The 13,745-nt window shown below is 70.3% G+C and carries 16 protein-coding genes and 1 tRNA gene; 8 read left to right on the top strand and 9 right to left on the bottom strand.

Annotated elements, in window-relative coordinates:
- Positions 1-17 precede the first annotated feature (17 nt).
- Positions 18-1,205, bottom strand: coding sequence for a MarP family serine protease (locus tag FH608_RS35945; RefSeq protein WP_139634834.1), 1,188 nt, complete (start codon positions 1,203-1,205; stop codon positions 18-20).
- A gap of 81 nt (positions 1,206-1,286) precedes the next feature.
- Between FH608_RS35945 and FH608_RS35940 the strand changes: the two genes are divergently transcribed.
- Positions 1,287-1,799, top strand: coding sequence for a HEAT repeat domain-containing protein (locus FH608_RS35940; RefSeq protein WP_139634833.1), 513 nt, complete (start codon positions 1,287-1,289; stop codon positions 1,797-1,799).
- An 18-nt stretch (positions 1,800-1,817) separates the two neighbouring features.
- On the opposite strand, the gene FH608_RS35935 is transcribed toward FH608_RS35940, so the two are convergent.
- Both FH608_RS35935 and nth read right to left on the bottom strand, forming a co-directional pair.
- Entirely contained in the window at positions 1,818-2,465 is a 648-nt protein-coding gene (locus FH608_RS35935) for an NUDIX hydrolase (protein WP_139634832.1), read from the bottom strand.
- A gap of 40 nt (positions 2,466-2,505) precedes the next feature.
- Positions 2,506-3,228 (bottom strand): endonuclease III, encoded by a 723-nt coding sequence (gene nth / locus FH608_RS35930; RefSeq protein ID WP_139634831.1) that lies wholly within the window; start codon positions 3,226-3,228, stop codon positions 2,506-2,508.
- Positions 3,229-3,313: 85 nt separating this feature from the next.
- On the opposite strand from nth, the gene FH608_RS51855 reads away from it, so the two are divergent.
- Together FH608_RS51855 and FH608_RS35920 are read left to right on the top strand one after the other, a co-directional pair.
- Entirely contained in the window at positions 3,314-3,754 is a 441-nt protein-coding gene (locus FH608_RS51855; RefSeq protein ID WP_153260841.1) for a hypothetical protein, read from the top strand.
- A 190-nt stretch (positions 3,755-3,944) separates the two neighbouring features.
- Positions 3,945-4,625 carry a Crp/Fnr family transcriptional regulator gene (locus tag FH608_RS35920; RefSeq protein WP_139634830.1) on the top strand — a complete coding sequence of 227 codons (681 nt, stop codon included), beginning with the start codon at positions 3,945-3,947 and terminating at the stop codon, positions 4,623-4,625.
- Positions 4,626-4,636: 11 nt separating this feature from the next.
- On the opposite strand, the gene FH608_RS35915 is transcribed toward FH608_RS35920, so the two are convergent.
- From FH608_RS35915 to FH608_RS51850, 4 genes are read right to left on the bottom strand one after another with little or no spacing between them, the layout of a single operon-like run.
- On the bottom strand, positions 4,637-5,425 hold the full coding sequence (locus FH608_RS35915) for an MBL fold metallo-hydrolase (protein WP_139634829.1): 789 nt from the start codon (positions 5,423-5,425) through the stop codon (positions 4,637-4,639).
- Positions 5,422-6,234 carry an NUDIX hydrolase gene (locus FH608_RS35910; RefSeq protein WP_193318818.1) on the bottom strand — a complete coding sequence of 271 codons (813 nt, stop codon included), beginning with the start codon at positions 6,232-6,234 and terminating at the stop codon, positions 5,422-5,424. Before FH608_RS35910 ends, FH608_RS35915 begins: the two co-directional genes overlap by 4 nt.
- 6 nt (positions 6,235-6,240) lie before the next feature.
- Entirely contained in the window at positions 6,241-6,699 is a 459-nt protein-coding gene (locus FH608_RS35905) for a RidA family protein (protein ID WP_139634828.1), read from the bottom strand.
- Positions 6,696-6,851: a hypothetical protein gene (locus tag FH608_RS51850; protein WP_193318817.1), complete on the bottom strand. Its 156-nt coding sequence runs from the start codon at positions 6,849-6,851 to the stop codon at positions 6,696-6,698. The genes FH608_RS35905 and FH608_RS51850 overlap by 4 nt, the downstream gene beginning before the upstream one ends.
- A gap of 118 nt (positions 6,852-6,969) precedes the next feature.
- Here FH608_RS51850 and FH608_RS35900 point away from each other — a divergent pair, with 118 nt between their 5' ends.
- Complete coding sequence (locus FH608_RS35900; protein ID WP_226900196.1) at positions 6,970-7,971, top strand: ArsA-related P-loop ATPase; 1,002 nt, start codon at positions 6,970-6,972, stop codon at positions 7,969-7,971.
- Positions 7,968-9,095 carry an ArsA family ATPase gene (locus tag FH608_RS35895; RefSeq protein WP_139634827.1) on the top strand — a complete coding sequence of 376 codons (1,128 nt, stop codon included), beginning with the start codon at positions 7,968-7,970 and terminating at the stop codon, positions 9,093-9,095. Before FH608_RS35900 ends, FH608_RS35895 begins: the two co-directional genes overlap by 4 nt.
- 51 nt (positions 9,096-9,146) lie before the next feature.
- On the opposite strand, the gene FH608_RS35890 is transcribed toward FH608_RS35895, so the two are convergent.
- The gene (locus FH608_RS35890; RefSeq protein WP_090771382.1) at positions 9,147-9,443 is read right to left on the bottom strand and encodes a WhiB family transcriptional regulator; all 297 of its coding nucleotides are present in this window, start codon (positions 9,441-9,443) and stop codon (positions 9,147-9,149) included.
- Between the two features lie 244 nt (positions 9,444-9,687).
- Here FH608_RS35890 and FH608_RS35885 point away from each other — a divergent pair, with 244 nt between their 5' ends.
- Complete coding sequence (locus tag FH608_RS35885; protein WP_226900195.1) at positions 9,688-11,943, top strand: transglycosylase domain-containing protein; 2,256 nt, start codon at positions 9,688-9,690, stop codon at positions 11,941-11,943.
- Between the two features lie 233 nt (positions 11,944-12,176).
- Here the strand turns inward: FH608_RS35885 and FH608_RS35880 are convergent, their stop codons facing one another.
- The gene (locus FH608_RS35880; protein WP_139634825.1) at positions 12,177-12,638 is read right to left on the bottom strand and encodes a GatB/YqeY domain-containing protein; all 462 of its coding nucleotides are present in this window, start codon (positions 12,636-12,638) and stop codon (positions 12,177-12,179) included.
- Between the two features lie 97 nt (positions 12,639-12,735).
- On the opposite strand from FH608_RS35880, the gene FH608_RS35875 reads away from it, so the two are divergent.
- Positions 12,736-13,599 (top strand): metallophosphoesterase, encoded by an 864-nt coding sequence (locus tag FH608_RS35875; protein ID WP_139634911.1) that lies wholly within the window; start codon positions 12,736-12,738, stop codon positions 13,597-13,599.
- A gap of 63 nt (positions 13,600-13,662) precedes the next feature.
- Positions 13,663-13,739 (top strand) — tRNA-Pro (locus FH608_RS35870).
- The last annotated feature ends 6 nt before the right edge of the window (positions 13,740-13,745 follow it).

The raw sequence follows: 13,745 nt of genomic DNA, 5'->3' as shown, positions 1-13,745 counted from the left end.
TCGCGGGTGCGCGCGGGTCAGTCGCACTTCTGGGTGCTGGCGGGCGTGGTGTCGTCCCTGCCCTGGGCCGCGTCGGGGGCGACCTCCTCGGCCGTCAGGACGTAGCCGGTGTCCTCCTCGTTGGTCGCGGCGGCGAAGATCACGCCGTAGACGCGGCCGTCCACGGTGAGCAGCGGACCGCCCGAGTTGCCCGGCAGCACCTGGCCGCGGATCGCGTACACCTTGCGCCTGACCGTCGCGTCGCGGTAGATGTCGGGGCCCTCGGCGTCGAGCTGGGCGCCGATCCTGGCCGGCTCGGCGGTGAACCCCTTCTCCTTGGGGAAGCCGGCGATGATCGCGCTGTCGCCCCTGCTGCCCTCGCCGTCGAAGGCCAGCTGCGGCAGGTTGAGGCCCGGCACCCACAGGATGGCGATGTCGCGGCGCGGGTTGTAGCGCACGACCTTGGCGTCGTGGGGCGTGTTGGAGGCGTCGATGACCTGCAGGTCGCGCGTCACGCCCGCCACCACGTGGGCGTTGGTCATGATCCGCTCGGGCGCGTAGACGAAGCCGGTGCCCTCGATGTGCTTGTTGCAGCTCTCGGCGTTGCCCTGCACCTTGACGATGGCGCGGCGGGCCCGGCCCAGCTTGGAGCCCTGCAGCACGCTCCGGTCGGGCGGCGGCACGTCGATGAGCTGGCCCGCGATCGAGTCGAAGACGGGCGGGAACTCCGAGCGGTCGATGAACTTCTTGAACGGCTGCTGCCAGTCGCGCGCGGCCTGCGGGATCGCCTCGTCGACGGTGGTCAGCAGCGCGGAGTTCTTCACCTGGTCGACGAGTGGGGTGAACGCCGTGGAGACGATCAGTGAGCCGATCACCCAGGCGATGACCAGCACGGACAGCGCGCTGGAGAACGTGCCGCCCACCGCGTCGGCCACCTTGGCGGGCTCCCAGGTGACGTGGCTGCGCACGACGGCGCCGAGGGTCGAGGAGGCGAACTGGCCGATGGTGGCCGCCAGGAAGACGATCACGATGGCCAGCAGGGCCTGTGGGGTGTCGCCGCTGACCACGGCCTTGGCGATCGGGGGTGCGATGAAGACGCCGAGCACGGCTCCGCCCACGAACCCCACGAAGCTCATCACTCCGATGATGAAGCCCTGGCGGTAACCCGAGACGCCGAAGGCGATCACGAGGCCGATCAGAATGAGGTCAAGCAGATCACCGCGCACGCTTCAAAGGTAACCAGGGATACGGTCAAGTGTGCACGTCTTCCGCCAGGACCGCGCCACCGCGTGTCTACCTTGGGCGGTATGCCGCCGGCCGAGGGAACAGTGCGCGATCTCATCGAGGCAGCCCTGCGCGACACCGATCCCGACGGCCCACTGCGCTGGCATGTGATCTCCGTGCTGCGCCAGCGCGGCGACCTGGAGTCGTTCATCGAGGCGCGCCGGCTGTGCGCCGCGGAGACCGTCGCCGAACGCCTGCTCGGCGTGGACATCATGGGGATGTTGCGGCCGTTCGCCGACCGCACGCTGCCGGTGCTGCGCTATCTCGCCGCCAGCGAGGACGACGCCATGGTGCTCTACTCGGTGCTGATCGCGTTCGGCCACCTGGGCGACCCGCGGTCGCTGCCGTCGGTGATCGAGCTGGCCGGCCACGAGGACGCGAGGGTGCGGTACGGCGCCGCGTACGCGCTGCAGCACGTGCTCGGCGACCCGCCCGACCGGGCCGGGCTGGAGACGCTGCGCGCGCTGGCGGCCGACAGCGACAAGGACGTGGCGGGCTGGGCCGCGCTCGGAGTCGCCTTGAGGTCGGCCCGCTAGCCCGATCGCGCGCTCGGGTCAGCCGCGAGAGGCCAGGTCGATCACGGACTGCGGCAGGTCCTCGATCCGGGTGGCGTCCCACGGGCGTTCGAGCCCGCCCTCGCGCAGCACGGTGTCGAGGATCATCGCCGTGAACCCCCACACCAGCATCCCCCGCACCCGGAACGCCGGCCCCGCCATCCCGCTGGGATGGCGCAGCATGACCCGGTTGCCGGGATCGACCAGCTCGGCGACCGGCACCCGCTCCACGGAGTCGACCTCGTGCGGCGAGGCCGCGTGCACGGCGGACGGACGGCGCCACCAGGCGATCACGGGGGTGACCCGGTTGTCGCTGTAGGTGAGGTACAGCTCGGGCATCGTGCCCAGCACCTGCACCCCGGACGGGTCGACGCCGGTCTCCTCCTCCGCCTCGCGCAGGGCCGCGGCGACGACCCCGCCGTCGTCGGGGTCCACGCCGCCGCCGGGGAAGGCGGGCTGGCCGGCGTGCCTGCGGCCGCGCGTGCTGCGCTGGATGAGCAGGATGTCGGGGCCGAACGGCCCCTCGCCGAACAGCATCAGCACCGCCGCGGCCCGTCCGGACCCGTCGGGAGGCAGCAGGTGGCGGGGGACCCTGATGCGCTGGGCCTGCGCGACCAGTCGGTCAAGCCAGTGGGGGACTTCGGTCACGCATCCTCCAACACGCCGGGGCTCCGGTGGCTTCCCCTGATCACGAGAAGGGGCCGGGCCTGACGAGCTTCCGCGCCTCGGCCTCGCCCGTGGGGCCGGTGCCGTACGAGGGGCAGAGCGCCGCCAGCGGGCACACGCCGCACGCGGGCCGGCGGGCGTGGCAGATGCGGCGGCCGTGCCAGATGACGCGGTGCGAGAAGATCGTCCATTCGCGCCTGGGCAGCAGCTCCGCCACCACGTGCTCGATCTTGACCGGGTCGCTCTCCTCGGTCCAGCCGAAGCGGCGCACCAGCCGCTGGAAGTGGGTGTCGACGGTGAGCCCCGGCACGTCGAACGCGTTGCCCAGCACGACGTTGGCGGTCTTGCGGCCCACGCCGGGCAGGGTGACGAGGTCTTTCAGCCTGCCCGGCACCTCGCCGCCGTAGCGGTCGCACACCGCGCGGGCCATGCCGATGATGCTGTTGGTCTTCGCGCGGAAGAAGCCGGTCGAGCGGATGATCTCTTCCATCTCGGACGGGTCCGCGGCGGCGTAGTCGGCCACGGTCGGATATTTCGCGAAAAGGATGGGGGTCACCATGTTGACCCGCTTGTCCGTGCACTGGGCCGAGAGGATGGTGGCGACCAGCAGCTCCAGCGGGTTGCCGAAGTCGAGCTCGCAATGGGCGTCAGGGTAGGTCTCCGCGAGGACGCGGTTCATCTTGCGCGCCCGGCGTACCAGGGCTAGCTGGGTCTCCGGTTTGCGCCCCGCCGCTTTCGTGGCCATGCCGCAAGACTAGAAGCTCTCGCGGACGGTTGAACCCGGGACGGCTCTGCTCGCGTACAAGCTGGCGACACGAGAGGCGGTGGCCATGAGCGGTCAGGGTGCGGTGCTGTCGGAGTTCGTACGTACGTCGGGGCCGCTCAGCGGGCCCGCGCTGCACCATCTGGCGCTGGCCTGCGCGGCGGCCGTGGCCAGGCTGCACGCGCGCGGAAACGTGGGGCTCCGGCTCAGCCATGAGAACATCGCGCTCGGCGCCCACGGACAGGTGCTGATCGGCTGGCAGCCCGGCGCGACGGCCGGCTCCGCGGCCGAGGACATGCGGGCCTGGGCCGACCTGGTGCTCTTCGCCGGCACCGGCCGCGCGGACGGCGACCCCGCCGTCCTGCCTCCCGCCCTCGGTCTCGCGGTACGGCAGTGCCGCCAGCCCGACCCGACGGCCCGCCCGCGCGCGGCCGACGTGCTGCGCGTGCTGCTCGGCCAGTCGGTCGCCGCCGCGGTGGCGTCGGTGGACGGCCTGCTGGCCTCCTGAGAGAGCCTTCCAGCCGCCTACGAGGCCTTGTGGAGCGCCTGAGAGGGCCGACACTTCGGGGGAACACGACATCCGGTACCTTTCCCCCTGGATGCGACTCGTCCTATAAGCGCAGAACACTCCAGCATTCCCATAACCTGTGAGTGCCACGCAGAGTGGGGTGAGTCACAATGGCAGCAGAGGAGGCAGAGTGAACACCGAAGATGTGCTGGGCAAGGCCCCCCTGTTCGCCGCGCTGGACCGCGAGAGCGCCGCGGCGCTGCGTACGAGCATCACGGAGGTCCAGCTCTCCAAGGGACAGACGCTCTTCCACGAGAACGAGACCGGCGACCGGCTCTACGTCGTGCTGGAAGGCAAGATCAAGCTGTCCCGCACCTCACCCGACGGACGGGAAAACCTGCTGAGCGTGCTCGGCCCGAGCGAGATGTTCGGCGAGCTGTCGCTGTTCGACCCGAGGCCGCGCACCGCCTCCGCCACCGCGCTGACCGACGTGCGGCTGGCCGGGCTGGGCCACGACGACCTGCGACCGTGGCTGACCGGCCGCCCGGAGGTGGCGCTCCACCTCCTGCGCGCGCTCGCCCAGCGGCTGCGCCGCACCAACGACGTGCTGGCCGACCTGGTCTTCACCGACGTGCCAGGACGGGTCGCCAAGCAGCTGCTCGACCTGGCCGAGCGGTTCGGCACCAAGACCGAGGACGGCCTCCGGGTGCACCACGACCTGACACAGGAGGAGCTGGCCCAGCTCGTCGGCGCCTCGCGCGAGACGGTCAACAAGGCGCTGGCCGACTTCGCCGGCCGCGGCTGGCTGCGGATCGAGGCCAAGGCCGTGGTCATCCTCGACCCTGACCGCCTCTACAACCGGTCGCGGTAGTAGAGGTCGGGTCAGAGCGCGTCGAGGTAGTCGAGCTGCGCCGCCACCGACATCTCGGCGGCGGCCCAGAGCGAGCGGTCGACGTCGGCGTACACGATCCGGACGATCTCGCGCGGCGTGCGCGCTCCCCGCGCCCGCGCCGCCCTGATCTGGTCGAGCCGCTGGCGGCGGTGCGCGATGTAGCCGTCGAGCGCGCCGATCGGGTCGGCCAGCACGGGGCCGTGGCCGGGCAGCAGCGCCCGCGCCTCCAGGCTCTCCGCGACCGCCCTCAGCCGGTCGAGGCTGCGCAGGTAGTCGGCCAGGCCGCCGTCGCGGGCGACGATCGTGGTGCCCCTGCCGAGCACGGTGTCGCCGGTCAGCATCGCGTGGTCCTGCGGCAGCCAGAAGCAGAGCGAGTCGAACGAGTGGCCGGGCGTGCCGTACACGTGGATCTCCACGCCGTCCACGGTCACCACGTCGCCGTCGGCGAGCCCCTCGTCGCCGAGCCGGTGCCGCGGGTCGAGGGCCCGCACGGGCGCGCCCACCATCCCGGCGAACCGCCTGGCGCCGCCGCTGTGGTCGAAGTGCCCGTGGGTGAGCAGGATGCCGGTGACGCGGCGTTCGCCCAGATGGTCGCGTACGCGCCGCAGATGTGACTCGTCGTCCGGCCCGGGATCGACGACGACCACCTCCTGCCCGCCGATCACCCAGGTGTTGGTGCCGTCGAGCGTCATCGCCGAGGGGTTGGGCGCCAGGAGGTTCTCGGCGTGCGTGGTACGGGACCCGTCGGGGGTGCCGATCGGGATGTGCAGGCCGCTCATCCGGTCACCAGCCGCATCTCGCCCGCGATCTCCACGGCCCTCGGCATGATGGTCATGATCTCCCTCCGCTCGGCCAGGATCCCCGCGACGCTGTCGTGCGCCGACAGCTCGCTCAGCGTGCGGTACGTGGGCGGCATCAGGAAGATCTCACCCCGGCGCGCCAGCTCGATCGCCTCCGCCGGGCGCTTCCAGGCCACCTGGTCGGCCTCACCGCCGACGTCACGGGTGCGCTGGCCCGCCGGCAGCACGGCGGCGAAGAAGCGGGTGTCGAAGCGCCGGTGCTCGATCTCCGGCGTGATCCAGTGGGCCCACGGCTTGAGCAGGTCGGACCGGAGCACCAGGCCGCGCCGGGCGAGGAAGTCGGCGAAGGCCAGGCTCCGGTCGATCAGCGCGAGCCGGTCGGCCTCCCAGTCGTCACCCGTGGTGTCGGCGACCACCGAGTCCGGCCCCGGACCGGCCAGCAGCACGCCCGACTCCTCGAACGTCTCCCGCACGGCGGCGCACACCAGCCCCCGCGCGACCTCCTCGCCGGCCTTGAAGACCGCTCCCCACTCCGCCGGCGAGGGACCTGCCCAGGCCACCGCCTGGTCGGTGTCGCGCACGTCGACCGAGCCACCGGGGAAGACGTACGCGCCGGCCGCGAACGCCATCGTGGACTTGCGTCGCAGCAGGTAGACCTCCGGCCCCTCGCGCAGGATCACCACCGTGGCGGCGTCGCGCGCGGGCACCGGCTCGACCAGCCCGGCGAGGAGGTCCCGCGCCCGCGTGGCGAGCTCGGCCGGCAGCGGCAACCCGGTCACATCGGTCATAGCACCTCAGACTACTTGCGCGATCAGCTCCACTTCCACGGGTACGTCGAGCGGGAGCGCCGCCACACCGACCGCGCTGCGGGCGTGCCTGCCGCGCTCCCCCAGCACCTCGGCGAGCAGGTCGCTGGCGCCGTTGCCGACCTTGGGCTGCTCGGTGAAGGACGGGTCGCTGGCCACGAACACCACGACCTTGACGATGCGCACCACCTTGTCGAGGTCGCCGATCTCGGCCTTCAGCGCGGCCAGGGCGTTGAGCGCGCAGATGCGGGCCTGCTCCGCGCCCTCCTCGGTGGTCAGGTCGGCCCCGACCTTGCCGGTGCGCTCCAGTTTGCCGTCGACGAACGGCACCTGGCCCGAGGTGTAGACGAGGTCGCCCGTGCGTACGGCGGGCACGTACGAGCCTGCCGGAGCCGCCACCTCGGGCAGCTTCAGGCCGAGCTCCGCGATCTTCTGCTCGGGGGTCACGGCTTCTCCCGCTTGAAGTAGGCGACGAGCTGCTCGGGCGAGGCGCCCTGCACGATCTGGACCAGCTCCCAGCCGTCGGCGCCGAAGTTGTCGAGGATCATCTTGGTGTTGTGGATCAGCACCGGCGCGGTGAGGTACTCCCATTTCTTCATGAGGGCCAGCGTAGGGGCTGGGGCCCGCGGCCTGCCGCGCACCGCTGGACCGCAGTGTGAGCAATCTCAAAGGGTGGTCGTCGGCTGTCCGCAAGTGACCGTTCGGTAGCCTCAAGACGTGGAGTCTCCGGACACGGATTGGGCCGGCGTGCGGCTGCACGTGGTCACCGGCAAGGGCGGCACCGGCAAGACGACCGTGGCCGCCGCCCTCGCGCTCGCCCTGGCCGCCGGCGGGCGGAAGGTGCTGCTCGTCGAGGTGGAGGGCAGGCAGGGCATCGCGCAGATCTTCGATCTGCCGCCGCTGCCGTACGAGGAGCGCAAGATCGCCATCGCGCCCTCCGGCGGCGACGTGTACGCGCTGGCCGTCGATCCCGAGGAGGCCATGCTCGAGTACATGGAGATGTTCTACGGGATGCGCAGGGCGGGGCGCGCGCTGACCAAGATGGGCATCGTCGACTTCGCCACCACCGTGGCCCCGGGCTTTCGCGACGTGCTCGTCACGGGCAAGACCACCGAGGCGGTGCGGAGGCGCGGCAAGAACGGGCGCAGGGTCTACGACGCGGTCGTGCTCGACGCGCCGCCGACCGGGCGCATCGCGCGTTTCCTGAACGTCACGCAGGAGGTCGCCGGGCTGGCCAAGGTGGGGCCGATCAAGAATCACTCCGACTTGGTCAACGGCGTGGTGAAATCTCCGGAAACAGCGGTGCATTTCGTGACATTGCTGGAGGAGATGCCCGTCCAGGAGACGCTCGACGGCATCGCCGAACTGCGTTCCGCCGGGCTCCCCGCCGGCGGCATCTTCGTCAACATGGTCCGCGAATCGCTGCTCCCGCAGGCAACCCTTGACACGGCTGTCAAGGGCCGGTTCGATGCCGGGGAGATCATCCTCGGGCTCAAGGCGGCCGGAGTGGCCGACGGCGCGGAGGCCACGTCGATCGCCGAGGCGCTCGCGGAGGAGATCGTCGAGCACGCCCGCCGCACGGAGCTGGAGCGCGCCGAGCGCGACACGCTGGCCGAGGCGGGGCTGCGGAGCTACGAGCTGCCACTGCTGGCCGACGGCGTGGACCTGGCCGGTCTCTACGAGCTCGCGGAGAACATGCGCACCCAAGGAGCAGCGTGAAGAAGCCCGCGGCGCTCGACATCGACGCCATCCTCGACGACCAGGGCACCAGGATCATCGTCTGCTGCGGCGCCGGCGGCGTGGGCAAGACCACGACCGCGGCGGCGCTCGGCCTGCGGGCCGCGGAGCGCGGCAGGTGCGCGGTCGTGCTCACCGTCGACCCAGCGCGGCGGCTGGCCCAGTCGATGGGGCTGACCGAGCTCGACAACACCCCGCGCCTCGTCACCTCGCCCGAGGGCGGCGGCCAGCTCTACGCCATGATGCTCGACATGAAGCGCACGTTCGACGAGATCATCGAGGCGCACGCCGACCCGGCCCGCGCACGCCAGATCCTGTCGAACCCCTTCTACCAGTCGCTTTCGTCCAGCTTCTCCGGCACGCAGGAGTACATGGCGATGGAGAAGCTGGGCCAGCTCCGCCGTTCCGACGAGTGGGACCTGATCATCGTGGACACGCCGCCGTCGCGGTCGGCGCTCGACTTCCTCGACGCGCCCGAGCGGCTCGGCCGCTTCCTCGACGGACGGTTCATCCGGCTGCTGACCGCGCCCGCCAAGGCCGGAGGGCGCAGCGCGTTCCGGCTGCTCAACGCCGGGTTCGGGCTGATGGCCGGAGCGATGACGAAGCTGCTCGGCGCGCAGGTGATCAAGGACCTGCAGACGTTCGTGTCGGCCCTCGACGCCGTCTTCGGCGGGTTCAGACAGCGCGCCGAGATGACGTACAAGCTGCTGCAGGCCCCCGGCACGGCCTTCCTCGTGGTGGCCGCGCCTGAGCGGGACGCCATGCGTGAGGCGTCCTACTTCGTCGAGCGGCTCGCCGAGGAGCGCATGCCCCTGGCCGGCCTGGTGGTCAACCGGGTGCACGTGTCGCCCGCCTCGGTCCTGTCGGCCGCGCGCAGCGCGGCGGCCGCCGAGGACCTCGAGTCGCGGGGCGAGCACGAGCTGACCGCCGCCGTGCTGCGGCTGCACGCCGGGCGGATGCAGCTCAAGGCTCGCGAGGGCCGTGAGCAGGAGCACTTCGTCTCGGCCCACCCCACGGTGCCCGTGGCGCGGGTCCGCGCCATGTCCGAGGACGTCCACGATCTCACGGGTCTGCGCCAGATCGGGGCTCTGCTGGCGAGCGCATGAAAAGTACGGCCGGCGGACGGCGCCGGCCGTACCAGGCTCGCCGGGCCAGAGTCAGCCCGCGATCAGCTCGTTTGTTCGTTCGTACTCTTCCTTGGCCGACTCGAGCAGGTCGCGCCAGGAGTCCACGTCGGGCCGCCGTCGAAGCAACGCCCGCCGTTCGCGTTCGGTCATGCCGCCCCACACCCCGAACTCGATGCGGTTGTCCAACGCATCGGCGAGGCATTCGGTGCGGACCGGGCAACCCCGGCAGATGAGCTTGGCCCTGTTCTGCGCGGCGCCCTGCACGAACAGGGCATCCGGATCCGCACCCTTACAGGCGGCACGGGAGGTCCAATCCGTGATCCACATTTGTTCGACCCCACTCCCCTTAGGTGGTCAGTCGTCATTTGGGGCCGACGGGCGCGGGCGCCGAGCCTCCGTATTCAGTTGCCGCAGAGGAGAACGTACGCAACTACACGTTCGGGCCGACAGACCCCAGAGGACCAAATTCTCGCGGCGCTGTTGACCGGGAATGACTAGTCACCCCCGTCAGTCAAGGCGAAATGGTGTCGGGCTACCGGAAAGGTCAGTCTTTCGACGTACCCTTGGTAGCGTGCAAGCCCAGCGCAAAGATCGCTCCAACCCCTTCCTCGCCGTCCTGCGTCTGATCATCGCGGGGGTCGCAGCCGGTGTGCTCGCGGCCGCCGTCGCCCTACCCGCGGTCGGCGGAGCCGGGATGTCGACGAAGAGCGCTGTGGAAAGCCTCAACCTCAAACCCGAAGAGCTCGACGAACCTCCTCTGCCCGAACGCACCGTCCTGAAGGACGCCAACGGCAAGCAGTTCGCCCAGTTCTACTACGAGAACCGCCAGGTCGTACGCCTTGACCAGGTCGCCCCGATCATGCGAACGGCCCTGATCGCGATCGAGGACTTCCGTTTTTACCAGCACGGGCCGATCGATGTTGAGGGAACGGCGAGAGCTCTCCTCAAGAATTTGTCGCAGGGCGGCGTGATGCAGGGCGGGTCGTCCATCACGCAGCAGTACGTCAAGCAGGTGCTCGTCAACAGTGCCGAGACGCCGGAGGAGCGCCAGGCCGCGATCGCGCCGACGATCTCCCGCAAGCTGTCCGAGCTGCGCTACGCGATGGCCATCGAGCGGAAATACACCAAGGACCAGATCCTCGAGAAATATCTGAACATCGCCTACTTCGGCGCCGGCGCCCACGGCATCCAGGCCGCGGCCCGGCGCTTCTTCGACAAGCCCGCCTCCGAGCTCAACCTCGTCCAGGCCGCCACGCTCGCCGGCGCCGTCCAGAACCCCGCCAGGACCGACCCGAGCGTCGGCAAGGAGTCGCAGGAGCGGCTGCTGCAGCGGCGCAACACCGTGCTGGACCGCATGTACCAGATCGGCAAGATCACGCTGCAGCAGGCCAACGAGGCCAAGGCCAAGAAGCTGGGCTGGAAGAACATCAAGGCGCCCGGCGGCTGCGAGGCCAGCAAATATCCGTACTTCTGCCTCTACGTCCAGTACGAGATCCTCAACAACGAGGACTTCGGGAAAGACGAGGAGGAGCGCCGCAAGCTGCTCCAGCGGGGCGGTCTCGAGATCAGGACCACGATCGACCCGAAGATGCAGGAAGCCGCCGAGAAGGCCATCAAGAAGTACGTCTCCACGAAGGACAAGCCCGTGGCCTCGCAGGCCATGGTGGTCCCCGGCACCGGCGAGATCAAGGCGATGGCCGCCTCCCGGAAGTTCGGCGGGAGCAAGAAGAAGAACGAGATGAGCTACAACATCGTGGCCGACGCGGCACACGGTGGCGGTCGCGGGTTCCAGCAGGGCTCGACGGCCAAGGTCTACACGCTGGCCACGGCGCTGGAGGAGGGGATGAAGTACAACGACGGCTTCCCCGCCCCCTCCGGCTACCAGGCCGGCGGCTACAGCACGTTCAAGAACTGCAAGGGCGAGAACGTCGGCGACCCGTCCCACACCGTGCGCAACTCCAGCGAGGGCGGCGGCGGCTTCAAGACGCTGCAGACCGGCACCTGGGGCTCCGTCAACACGTTCTTCGTCAAGCTGGAGCAGAGCGTCGGGCTCTGCGACGTGGTCAAGATGGCCAAGCGGGTCGGCGTCAAGCGGGCCGACGGCAACAAGCTGTCCGAGGTCGAGACGTTCACGTTGGGGGTCAACGAGGTCGATCCCGTGACGATCTCCGCCTCCTACGCCACGTTCGCCGCGCGCGGCAAATACTGCAAGCCGCTGGCGATCACCGAGATCAAGGACAGGAACGGCAAGGCGACCCAGTACAAGCCCAAGTGCTCACAGGTGCTGGACGAGGACGTCGCCGACGCGGTCAGCGGCATCCTGGAGGGAGTCTTCACCAAGGGCACGATGACCGGCGTGGGCGGCATCGGGCGCGACGCGGCCGGCAAGACGGGCACGACCGACAACTACATGTCGGCCTGGTTCGCCGGCTACACCCCCAACATGGCCTCCGCCGTCAGCCTGGGCGACCCGCGCGGCACCTCCGCCCACAAGCTGATCGGGATCACGATCGGCGGGCGCTACTACTCGTACGTATACGGGGCCTCCATCTCCGGGCGGATCTGGGTGGACTCCATGAAGACCGCGCTGAAGGGGGTCGAGCCGGCGGAGTTCCATTCGGTGGACAAGTCGCGCTTCGGCGGATGCACGGAGCACTGCGCGCCCAAGCCGCCCAAGAAGGACGACAAGGACCGCGAAGGGCCGCCCGGACGCGGCGACGGCCCGTTCGACATCTTCAACCCGCCGGACGGCGACGGGCCCGGTCGCGGGGGCGGGCCGGGCAACGGCCGGGGCGACTGGCGCGGCGGCGGCGGCCGCGGCCGCTGAGCCACCCTCCGGCCGCTCCGGGCGCGGCTGCCGCTCTGGGGCACGGGGATGTGCCCTCCAGAGTCCCTTGCAGCCTTTGGGGGCCTTCAGAACCCCTTTGAGGGCCTTCAGGGCGCCACCCCGGACGGCTTGAGGGCGTTCAGGGCGCCACCCCGACGGCGCCCTGAACGGCACGAAGCGACTCAACCGGATCAGCGCGGGAACGAGAGAGACCCGGAGAAGCGAGAGAGAAGCTACTTCCCCGCCGCCAGGCGGGCGCGGACGGTGGCGGCGACGCGGCCCCCCTCGGCTCGCCCGGCCACCTTCGGGTTGACGGCCTTCATGACCTGACCCATGGCCTGCGGTCCGGCCGCGCCGGTCTCCGCGATGGCGGCGTCCACGAGGGCCGCCAGCTCCTCGTCCGACAGCTGCGCCGGCAGATACTCCTCCAGCACCGCCTGCTCGTCGAGCTCGGCCTGCGCCTGCTCGGCCCGCCCCGCGTTCCCGAACGCCTCGGCCGCCTCCCGGCGCTTCTTGGCCTCCTTGGTCAGGACCTTGATGACCTCGTCGTCGGTCAGCTCCCTGGCCTCCTTGCCGGAGACCTCCTCGACGTTCACCGCGGCCAGTGCCATGCGAATCGTCCGGAGACGTACCTCGTCCCGGCTCTTCATGGAGGCCGTCAGGTCGGCCTTCAGCTTGTCCTTCATAGCGCTCATGCGCTCCATCTTGCCGTCTGCGCGGACTCGCGGACGCCTCGCGCCCGATGTCGGGCATCATGAGTACGTGAGGAAAGCCGTCGCAGTGCCACTGTCCATGCTCGGTCTCGGCCTCGCCGGGCTGGGTTACGCCTCCGTGGTGGAGCGTAACTGGTTCCGCCTGCGCCGCTTCGACGTGCCCGTGCTGGAGCGCGGCCAGCGTCCCGTACGCATCCTGCACCTCTCCGACCTGCATCTGACGCCCCGCCGTACGATGCTCATCAACTGGGTGCGCTCCCTCGGCTCGCTGAAGCCCGACCTGGTGGTCAACACCGGCGACTCGATCGCGCACCCGGAGGCCGTCCCCTCGCTCCTCCACGCCCTGGAGCCCCTGCTGTCCCGCCCGGGCCTCTTCGTCTACGGCTCCAACGACCTCTACGCTCCCAAACCCAAGAACCCGGCCCGCTACCTCTGGCGCACCTCCAAGAACGACCGCCGCCAGCACGTCCCCAGCCTGCCCTGGGAAGAGCTCGGGGCCGGCATGGCCGCCGAGGGCTGGCTCGACATGAACAACACCACGGCCCGCATCAAGGTGGCCGACCTCGACGTGGCGGTGGCGGGCATCCACGACTCCCACATCTCCCGCGACCGCTACGACCTCGTAGCCGGCACCGCCCCCGCGGACGCCGACCTCCGGCTGGGCGTCATGCACTCCCCCGAGCCGCGCAACATGACCCGCTTCGCCGAGGACGGCTACCAACTCCTGCTCGCCGGCCACACCCACGGCGGCCAGCTCTGCATCCCGTTCTACGGCGCCCTCGTCACCAACTGCGGCATCGACCGGGCCCGCGTCAAGGGCCTGAGCCGCCACGACGGCGCCTGGCTCCACGTCTCCGCCGGCCTCGGCACCTCCCCTTACGCCCCGGCCCGCTTCGCCTGCTTCCCGGAGGCCTCGCTCCTCACGCTGGTTCCGCGTCGCTGACACGGTCACAACCACCTTGGGAGTCCGCTAGACTTTTCCAAGCACGCGCAAGACGGCGTGCGCCGGGGTGTAGCGCAGCTTGGCAGCGCGCTTCGTTCGGGACGAAGAGGTCGTGGGTTCAAATCCCGCCACCCCGACCAGCTCAA

The sequence above is a fragment of the Nonomuraea phyllanthi genome, assembly GCF_006334985.2.
Classification (GTDB): Bacteria; Actinomycetota; Actinomycetes; order Streptosporangiales; family Streptosporangiaceae; genus Nonomuraea; species Nonomuraea phyllanthi.
Note: the sequence above shows the minus strand (reverse complement) of the source record. Positions and strands in the feature narration are given on the sequence as shown.

Excerpts from the sequence above, each read along its gene's own strand:
- FH608_RS35940 (WP_139634833.1), top strand. The coding sequence starts at position 1,287 with ATGCCGCCGGCCGAGGGAACAGTGCGCGATCTCATCGAGGCAGCCCTG.
- nth (WP_139634831.1), bottom strand. The coding sequence starts at position 3,228 with ATGGCCACGAAAGCGGCGGGGCGCAAACCGGAGACCCAGCTAGCCCTG.
- FH608_RS51855 (WP_153260841.1), top strand. The coding sequence starts at position 3,314 with ATGAGCGGTCAGGGTGCGGTGCTGTCGGAGTTCGTACGTACGTCGGGG.
- FH608_RS35915 (WP_139634829.1), bottom strand. The coding sequence starts at position 5,425 with ATGAGCGGCCTGCACATCCCGATCGGCACCCCCGACGGGTCCCGTACC.
- FH608_RS35910 (WP_193318818.1), bottom strand. The coding sequence starts at position 6,234 with ATGACCGATGTGACCGGGTTGCCGCTGCCGGCCGAGCTCGCCACGCGG.
- FH608_RS51850 (WP_193318817.1), bottom strand. The coding sequence starts at position 6,851 with ATGAAGAAATGGGAGTACCTCACCGCGCCGGTGCTGATCCACAACACC.
- FH608_RS35890 (WP_090771382.1), bottom strand. The coding sequence starts at position 9,443 with ATGTGGATCACGGATTGGACCTCCCGTGCCGCCTGTAAGGGTGCGGAT.
- FH608_RS35880 (WP_139634825.1), bottom strand. The coding sequence starts at position 12,638 with ATGAGCGCTATGAAGGACAAGCTGAAGGCCGACCTGACGGCCTCCATG.
- FH608_RS35875 (WP_139634911.1), top strand. The coding sequence starts at position 12,736 with ATGCTCGGTCTCGGCCTCGCCGGGCTGGGTTACGCCTCCGTGGTGGAG.